The organism is Nostoc sp. NOS(2021) (genome assembly GCF_017115025.1).
GTDB lineage: Bacteria > Cyanobacteriota > Cyanobacteriia > Cyanobacteriales > Nostocaceae > Nostoc.
In genome coordinates, this window is sequence record NZ_JABXKM010000144.1 from 1 (window position 1) to 8,110 (window position 8,110).

The 8,110-nt window shown below is 44.7% G+C and carries 7 protein-coding genes; 5 read left to right on the plus strand and 2 right to left on the minus strand.

What is annotated here, in order from left to right; all coding sequences use genetic code 11:
* Positions 1 to 176: 176 nt before the first annotated feature.
* Positions 177 to 2,705, plus strand: coding sequence for a mannose-1-phosphate guanyltransferase (locus HWQ41_RS18950; RefSeq protein ID WP_292766007.1), 2,529 nt, complete (start codon positions 177 to 179; stop codon positions 2,703 to 2,705).
* A gap of 67 nt (positions 2,706 to 2,772) precedes the next feature.
* Here HWQ41_RS18950 and HWQ41_RS18955 read toward each other — a convergent pair whose 3' ends face one another.
* Both HWQ41_RS18955 and HWQ41_RS18960 read right to left on the minus strand, forming a co-directional pair.
* Positions 2,773 to 3,033 (minus strand): Txe/YoeB family addiction module toxin, encoded by a 261-nt coding sequence (locus HWQ41_RS18955; protein ID WP_292766010.1) that lies wholly within the window; start codon positions 3,031 to 3,033, stop codon positions 2,773 to 2,775.
* The gene (locus HWQ41_RS18960; RefSeq protein WP_292766013.1) at positions 3,026 to 3,280 is read right to left on the minus strand and encodes a type II toxin-antitoxin system Phd/YefM family antitoxin; all 255 of its coding nucleotides are present in this window, start codon (positions 3,278 to 3,280) and stop codon (positions 3,026 to 3,028) included. Before HWQ41_RS18960 ends, HWQ41_RS18955 begins: the two co-directional genes overlap by 8 nt.
* Positions 3,281 to 3,493: 213 nt before the next feature.
* Here HWQ41_RS18960 and HWQ41_RS18965 point away from each other — a divergent pair, with 213 nt between their 5' ends.
* From HWQ41_RS18965 to HWQ41_RS18980, 4 genes are all read left to right on the plus strand, one after another.
* Positions 3,494 to 4,516, plus strand: a complete 1,023-nt coding sequence (locus HWQ41_RS18965; protein ID WP_292766069.1) for a chlorophyll a/b binding light-harvesting protein — start codon at positions 3,494 to 3,496, stop codon at positions 4,514 to 4,516.
* 2 nt (positions 4,517 to 4,518) lie between these two features.
* The gene (locus HWQ41_RS18970; protein WP_292766016.1) at positions 4,519 to 5,952 is read left to right on the plus strand and encodes a chlorophyll a/b binding light-harvesting protein; all 1,434 of its coding nucleotides are present in this window, start codon (positions 4,519 to 4,521) and stop codon (positions 5,950 to 5,952) included.
* Between the two features lie 226 nt (positions 5,953 to 6,178).
* Positions 6,179 to 6,691: a flavodoxin FldA gene (gene fldA / locus HWQ41_RS18975; protein WP_292766019.1), complete on the plus strand. Its 513-nt coding sequence runs from the start codon at positions 6,179 to 6,181 to the stop codon at positions 6,689 to 6,691.
* A 255-nt stretch (positions 6,692 to 6,946) separates the two neighbouring features.
* Positions 6,947 to 7,702, plus strand: coding sequence for an alpha/beta fold hydrolase (locus HWQ41_RS18980; RefSeq protein WP_292766022.1), 756 nt, complete (start codon positions 6,947 to 6,949; stop codon positions 7,700 to 7,702).
* Positions 7,703 to 8,110: the final 408 nt, after the last annotated feature.

The window sequence follows — 8,110 nt, forward strand, 5'->3', positions numbered from 1 at the left end:
CAATGCCCAATGCCCAATGCCCAATGCCCAATGCCCAATGCCCAATGCCCCAATATATATGCATCTTGTGGAAGTTCCTCAAATATCAATATCCATAGCAGACTAGAGAAAGAAGAACAAAATATATCTGACACGTTTTCAAGCAGCGAAGGCTGTAAATAGCTAAGGAGGAATTTATGCGTGCAGTACTGATGGCAGGCGGTTCGGGAACGCGGCTTCGCCCGTTAACTTGCGATCTGCCCAAACCGATGGTGCCGATTCTAAATCGACCAATTGCCGAACATATTATCAATCTCCTCAAAAGACATCAAATTACAGAAGTGATTGCGACATTGCATTATTTACCAGATGTCTTGCGAGACTATTTTCAAGATGGCAGCGATTTTGGTGTCCAGATGACCTATGCCGTCGAAGAAGATCAGCCTTTAGGTACAGCAGGCTGTGTGAAAAACATTGCTGAACTTCTTGATGAAACCTTTTTAGTGATTAGCGGTGATAGCATAACAGATTTCGACCTCACGGCAGCGATCGCATTTCACAAACAAAATAAGTCAAAAGCTACTTTGATTTTGACCAGGGTTCCCAACCCAATTGAATTTGGGGTGGTGATTACCGATGAGGAAGGACGGATTCGGCGATTTTTAGAAAAACCCTCTAGTAGTGAAATTTTTTCTGATACCGTCAACACTGGCACTTACATTCTCGAACCAGAAGTTTTGGAATATCTGCCAGCAAACACTGAATGCGACTTTTCCAAAGACTTATTCCCCTTACTACTAGCAAAAGAGGAGCCAATGTATGGTTACATTGCTCAAGGTTACTGGTGTGACGTTGGTCACTTAGATGCCTACCGTGAGGCTCAGTATGATGCCTTAGATCAGAAAGTGCAACTGGATTGTGCCTATAAAGAAGTTTCCACTAAGTTATGGGTGGGTCAAAATACTTACATCGACCAGACGGCTATGATTGAAGCCCCAGCAGTGATTGGTGACAATTGCCGCATCGGGGCAAGAGTACAGATTGAGGCAGGAAGCGTAATTGGGGATAATGTCACTATTGGTGCTGATGCGAATCTCAAACGTCCGATAGTGTGGAATGGGGCAATCATTGGCGACGAAGCACATCTTTCTGCCTGTGTGATTTCCCGTGGCACTCGTGTAGACCGCCGCGCCCATGTATTAGAAGCTGCTGTTGTGGGTTCGCTTTCCACGGTGGGAGAAGAAGCCCAAATTAGCCCTGGTGTGCGCGTTTGGCCCAGTAAAAAGATTGAGTCAGGGGCAATTTTAAACATTAACTTGATTTGGGGGAACACCGCCCAACGGAATTTATTTGGACAACGTGGTGTGCAAGGATTAGCTAATATCGACATCACCCCAGAATTCGCCGTGAAATTGGGAGCTGCTTACGGTTCTACCTTGAAACCTGGTTCTAAGGTAACGGTTTCCCGTGACCAGCGTAATGTCTCTCGGATGGTGACGCGATCGCTGATTGCTGGTTTAATGTCAGTAGGTGTTGATATTCAAAACCTCGATGCCACAGCTATCCCCATCGCCCGCACGGTTATACCCACAATGTCAGTAGTTGGTGGTATTCATGTGCGGGTACACCCCGATCGCCCCGACTACATTCTGATCGAATTTATGGATGCCAAGGGCATTAATATCTCCAAAGCCCTGGAAAAGAAAATTGAAGGCGCTTACTTTAAGGAGGATATGCGGCGGGCGCTAATTCATGAAATTGGCGATGTATCTTATCCCAGCCAAGTCATTGAGCGGTACTGCACTGCTTTTGAGAAACTGTTGCATGTTCATACACTCCGCAACAGTCGGGCAAAAGTGGTGATTGACTATGTTTATGCCGTATCGGGGGCAGTTTTACCCCAAATGTTAGATAAATTTGGTGCTGATGCAGTGGTGCTGAATGCCAGTGTCAATAAAACAGCCATGTCAATCACTGATAGGGAAGGACTGCTGACTCAGTTAGGTCATGTAGTGGAGGCATTGAAAGCTAACTTTGGTGTGCAAGTATCAGCTAATGGAGAACAGCTGATTTTAGTTGATGAATCAGGCTTCCCAATTCGGGGAGAAATGTTAACAGCACTGATGGTGGACATGATATTAACGGCTAACCCCAGAGGAACAGTAGTAGTACCAGTTCATGCTTCCAGTGCTATAGAACAAGTCGCCCGCCGCCACGATGGCAGAGTGATTCGCACTAAAGCCAATCCTACAGCCTTAATGGAGGCTTGTCAGACAAATCAAAATGTGGTAATAGGAGGTAGTGGAGAGACTGGTTTTATTTTTCCGCAACTGCATCCGGGATTTGATTCCATGTTCTGCATTGCTAAGATAATTGAGATGTTGACTATACAGGAGCGATCGCTTGCTGCTGCTCGGTCAGAATTGCCCCGTGTAATTCACAAAAGTTATACAGTACGCTGCCCGTGGACAGCCAAGGGTGCTTTGATGCGTTACTTGGTAGAAACTCACCCAGCCCAAAACCTAGAACTCATCGATGGGGTGAAAGTTTGTCAACCTTATGATGACAGTTGGCTGTTAGTTTTACCAGATGCCAGCGAACCACTGGTGCATTTGTATGCAAATAGCAACGATCGCGATTGGGTAGATGAGACTATCAGAAACTACCGCAGCCGTGTGCAAACGTTTGTCGAAAGACAACAAGAATATCAACCCGCCGAAGTGTAATTTGTAACTCGTAATTCGTAATTGAATTCTTTAATTACGAATTACGAATTAGCAATTACGAATTATTTTAATAATGGTATCGACAAGAAATAATCGTTAGATAGGCATCCTCCACCGCATAAACTAAACGATTTGTATCATCAATTCGCCGCGACCAAAATCCAGCTAAGTTTTCCCGTAGAGATTCTGGCTTACCTATACCCTCAAAAGGCATTCGCATCGTCTCCTCAATCAGTCTATTGATTCTTTTGAGTGTCTTCTTGTCTTGCCCTTGCCAGTAAAGATAATCAGCCCAAGCCTCATCCGTCCATGCCAGCATTCTAGTCATTGAGCAAATCTCGTTCCACCACTTTCCCCTGCTTGAATTGAGCAATAGAACGTTCCAAATGGGCTGCATTTGTCGGGGATTTCAGTAAATGCACAGTCTCCATCAGACTATTGAAAAACTCCAGCGACATCACCACCGCATCATCCGCATCCCGTCTGGTGATGATCGTATAGTCGGCATTTTCCGTCACGCGATCTAAAACCGTCTTCAGGCTATTTCTCGCCTCGCTAAAAGAGATAATTTCCATCTGGCACGGACTTGTACTATTTATTGTACAAGTATAGTGTTTTCTTCAATTTATTTCCTGAAATACTTAACAAAACTTTACTCTCAATAAATGAAAAATATTTTCAATAAGTCTGATAGGATATCTTCAGGCTTATTGATATAGATATTCATTAAGCTAATGACATATTTCAGCTATTTGCAAACTTTCTCAGGAGGTAACGCCATGACAAGGATGGCTGTTCAAACACCGGAGTCGATTCCCTGGTGGGCAGGGAACGCCCGGTTAACCAACCTCTCAGGTAAGCTTTTGGGCGCTCACGTTGCTCATGCAGGGTTAATTGTCTTCTGGGCTGGTGCAACAACCCTTTTTGAACTTGCCCACTTCAACCGAGCGCAACCAATGTACGAACAGGGGTTGATTCTATTGCCCCATTTAGCAACTCTCGGCTGGGGTGTAGGAAGTGGTGGACAGATAGTAGATACCTATCCTTACTTCGTCATTGGAGTATTGCACCTAATTAGCTCCGCCTTCCTGGGACTTGGCGGTATCTTTCATGCCCTACGTGGCCCCGCCATCTTAGAAGAGAGATTTTCCTTCTTTGGCTATCGCTGGGAAGATGCTAATAAAATGACCACTATTCTGGGTATTCACCTAGTATTGCTGGGTCTAGGAGCCGGTTTATTGGTTGCCAAAGCCATGTTCTTTGGCGGCTTGTACGATTCTACCGTGGGTGAGGTGCGCGTAGTTTCTAGCCCTACTTTGAACTCCGTCGTCATTTTTGGCTACTTATTTGGTGGCGGTGGCAAGCACTGGATTGCCGGAGTGAACAACCTAGAAGACTTGGTTGGTGGTCACATTTGGGTCAGTATTCTCTGCATTGCTGGCGCTATCTGGCACATTACTACTCAACCTTTCGCCTGGGCAAAGCAGCTTTTTATCTGGTCAGGAGAAGCATACCTTTCTTACAGCTTGGGTGCTTTAGCTCTCATGGGTATGATTGCTGCCTATTTTGTCTCAGTTAACACACTAGCTTACCCACCGGAATTTTATGGGCCAGCCCTGAGTATTGGATTTGACCGTTTTCCCTATTTCCAGAGTGGAGATTTACTGTCCTCTCGCGTTTGGCTGGCGAATGCTCATTTCTGGCTAGGTTTCTTCTTTCTTCAAGGGCATCTCTGGCACGCTTTACGCGCTGCTGGATTTGACTTCGGAAAGGGTAGAGTCATCCGTTCAACTCGTGGGGAGGCAATCTAACAATGGCAACTGCAACAATAACAACGCAGGAATCGGGTTGGTGGGCTGGTAATGCCCGGTTCATTAACCTGTCGGGTAAGCTTTTGGGCGCTCACATTGCTCATGCTGGCCTGATTGTCCTTTGGGCAGGAGCAATGACCCTGTTTGAAATCACTAAATACGACCCCGGACGACCGATGTATGCACAGGGGTTAATTTTGCTGCCCCATCTGGCAACCTTGGGATTTGGTGTTGGCGATCGCGGCCAAATTATTGATACCTATCCCTATTTTGTCATTGGTATTTTACATCTGATTAGTTCTGCCGTACTGGCTGCTGGTGGCATTTACCACGCCCTTTTAGGCCCGGAAGTATTAAGTGAAAACACCTCTTTTCCCGGCTTCTTTGGTTACGACTGGAAAGATGAAGACAAGATGACCACTATCATCGGCATTCATCTGCTGTTGTTGGGGTTCGGGGCGTGGTTATTGGTGGCAAAGGCGCTGTTTTGGGGTGGTCTTTACGATCCGGCAGTGACATCTGTACGAGTAATTACTGAACCAACTCTTAACCCTGGTCGCATCTTTGGCTATCTCTTCGGTGCTTTTGGTAAACAGGGGATGGCAGCAGTTAACAACCTAGAAGATGTCATCGGTGGACATATTTGGGTAGGAATACTCTGCATTGCTGGAGGTTTTTGGCACATTCTCACCAAGCCTTTTGCTTGGGCGAAAAAGGTACTGTTTTGGTCTGGTGAAGCTTACCTATCCTATAGCCTGGGCGCTCTGGCTTACATGGGTTTGTTGGCAGCATATTTTGTCACGGTAAATGATACCGTTTATCCCACAGTTTTCTATGGCCCGTTAGGACTGAGTACTACTGCATCGGGAGTAATTACGGTTCGTACTTGGCTAGCAACCAGTCACTTTGCTTTGGCAGTTGTATTTCTAGCTGGTCACATCTGGCACGCTTTGAGGGTACGTGTCATAGCCGCTGGACTTGATTTTCAGCAGGGAGTTATCAATCCTGCCAGAATGCCGGAAATCGGGAATTTCGACACCCCGGTGAATGCTTCTGATATCACCCTGAAGTTATTGGCAAATCTTCCTATTTACCGTCAAGGTTTATCTCCTTTTTCACGGGGGCTGGAAATTGGCATGGCGCATGGCTATTTCTTGATTGGGCCATTTGTCAAGTTAGGGCCGCTGCGGGATACGGAGTTGGCGAATCAGGCAGGGCTACTTGCCACAATCGGACTGGTATTGATTTTATCTATTTGTTTGTGGTTGTATGGTAGTGTGTCGTTTGAAAAACGCAAACCTGCTCAAGGGGAGCTACCAGAAAACATGAAAACGGCTAAGTCTTGGAGCGAGTTTAATGCTGGCTGGACAGTGGGTAGCTGCGGGGGAGCTTTGTTTGCCTTCTTGCTGTTAACCAATAGCAGTTTGTTTTTCTAAGTTGCATCAACTTGGTAAGGTTTATACCATTTTGGATTTTGGATTTTAGACTTCGACTTCTCTGCGAGACGCTACGCGAACGCTCAGTCGAACGATTTTGGATTGTGAAAAAGTTACTAAATAAGCTTTTTGGCGATCCATCTGTCGCAATCATTTTTCAAATTGGTATTACATACAAGGCAAATAGGTATCTTGGCGATCGCACAACTATTTATCAGGTGTCAATATGTCGAAAAAAATTGGTTTGTTTTACGGTACTCAAACCGGCAACACTGAATCTGATGCTGAAAAAATTCGGGATGAGTTTGGTGGTGATGTTGTAACATTACATCCCATTTATGAGGCGGATACTACCACTTTCGATGAGTATGAATTGCTGATTATTGGCTCTCCCACTTGGGATATTGGTCAACTTCAGAGCGATTGGCAAAGCTTTTTCTCCGATCTAGATGAAATAGATTTTAAGGGTAAGCTGGTTGCCTATTTTGGTGATGGAGACCAATATGGCTATGCCGATAATTTCCAGGATGCAATTGGAATTATCGAAGAAAAAATTTCTCAGCGAGGTGGTAAAACTGTTGGCTACTGGCCAACTGAAGGGTATGACTTTGAGAACTCTAGAGCTTTGAGAAATGGCAAGTTTGTCGGATTGGCACTTGATGAAGGTAGTCAATCTGAGTTAACAGACGAGCGAATTAAAACTTGGGTTGCTCAGTTGAAGACAGAATTTGGTTTGTAGAAAGTCAACTTAAAGCTAGGGCGAATAGAATTCGCGGCTACACAAACTCTCGTCCGCTCCGTTCGCGCAGCGTCTCCCTTCGGAGAAGTCTGAGCTAAGGCTTCCTTAGCTCAGATTTCTCTCTCCGCCGGACTAAGGAAAAATTGAGTGTTTGAAACCCACGGATGTGGGTAAAGCCTCGTGTAGTTGCGGTTTCTAACCGCCTTTTTAAGGTTAAGTTGGCTGAAATTGATAATTTAGAAGTTATAGGTATTTATGTCTGATTCATTTGATGTTCTGTGGTTAAATGCTAGTCCTGTTTTGAAGCGTTTTGATAAACCATTACTTGAATACTTATCTGGATATATGAGCATCGCCCAGTGGGAATACCACCAAACTAAAGATGAAGCCAGTTCCATAGATCAAGCTGTGGAGTTGCTGTATGATTTTTTAGAATGGCGCGATCGCCCCGTGCATTTAGGAGGTCATGGAATAGGTGGTGCGATCGCCTTAAGCTATGCCCGTCGATTTCCTCAAAAAGTGCGATCGCTCACTCTGCTGGCTGTAGCAGCTCAACCTGCAAACAATTGGCAAGCTCACTATTATTTTCAACGACAACTTTTTAGTATCAGCCGCGAACTAGTTTTGGCAAGCAGCGTTCGCAGTCTTTTTGGAAATCAACCGCCTCATACCACTAAGAAGTTAGTAGCTGCCTTAGATAAAGATTTAGAACAATCTCCCTCGCCACACTCTTTGTTTAAGTTGGTTTACTTACCCAAGGGTGGAGTTTCTATGCCAATGATGGTATGTGGTAGCAAGAGTGATCCGGTAGTCAATCCACCTGCATTGCATGACTGGTTGAATTGGTTCAAGCCAGAAGATAAGCTCTGGGAATGTCCACAAGGGTATCATTTTTTTCACTACTTCTATCCTCAACAGGTTGGCGAACAGATTTTGAGTTTTTGGCAACGCCATCATCCGCATCTACTGGAAGCATCTGGACTATCCCTAAGCACTTCTACATATTCATAAAGGCAGAAGAACCCACACTTAAAAACTAATATTTGCTTGCGATCGAGCGGTGATAGTTACTATTATCACTCCGCTTGCGTTGCCTATTTTTCCTCCAGTTTTGATAATTACATTTTGTAAAGAGATAGGCTAAATAAGAATTATTTTCAACAAACTAAATTTGTAATCTCAATAATTAGTAATTAGCTTCAACAAGTAGAGCATGTGGTAACAAGTGATCAGCTCTTAGACATTTAACTTGCATATTACCTAAAAGTAAAACTCTTGTGGGGTGGGCATCTTGCCCACTCTGGTTATGCAAATTAAAAGAAAAGTAAATTAGCTTATCTGACAACAATCGGTAACGCCTGCGGTGAATTGGAACAAGCCCTCATTCCTTCAGGTAAAAGCTTCGCGTCTACACATCTG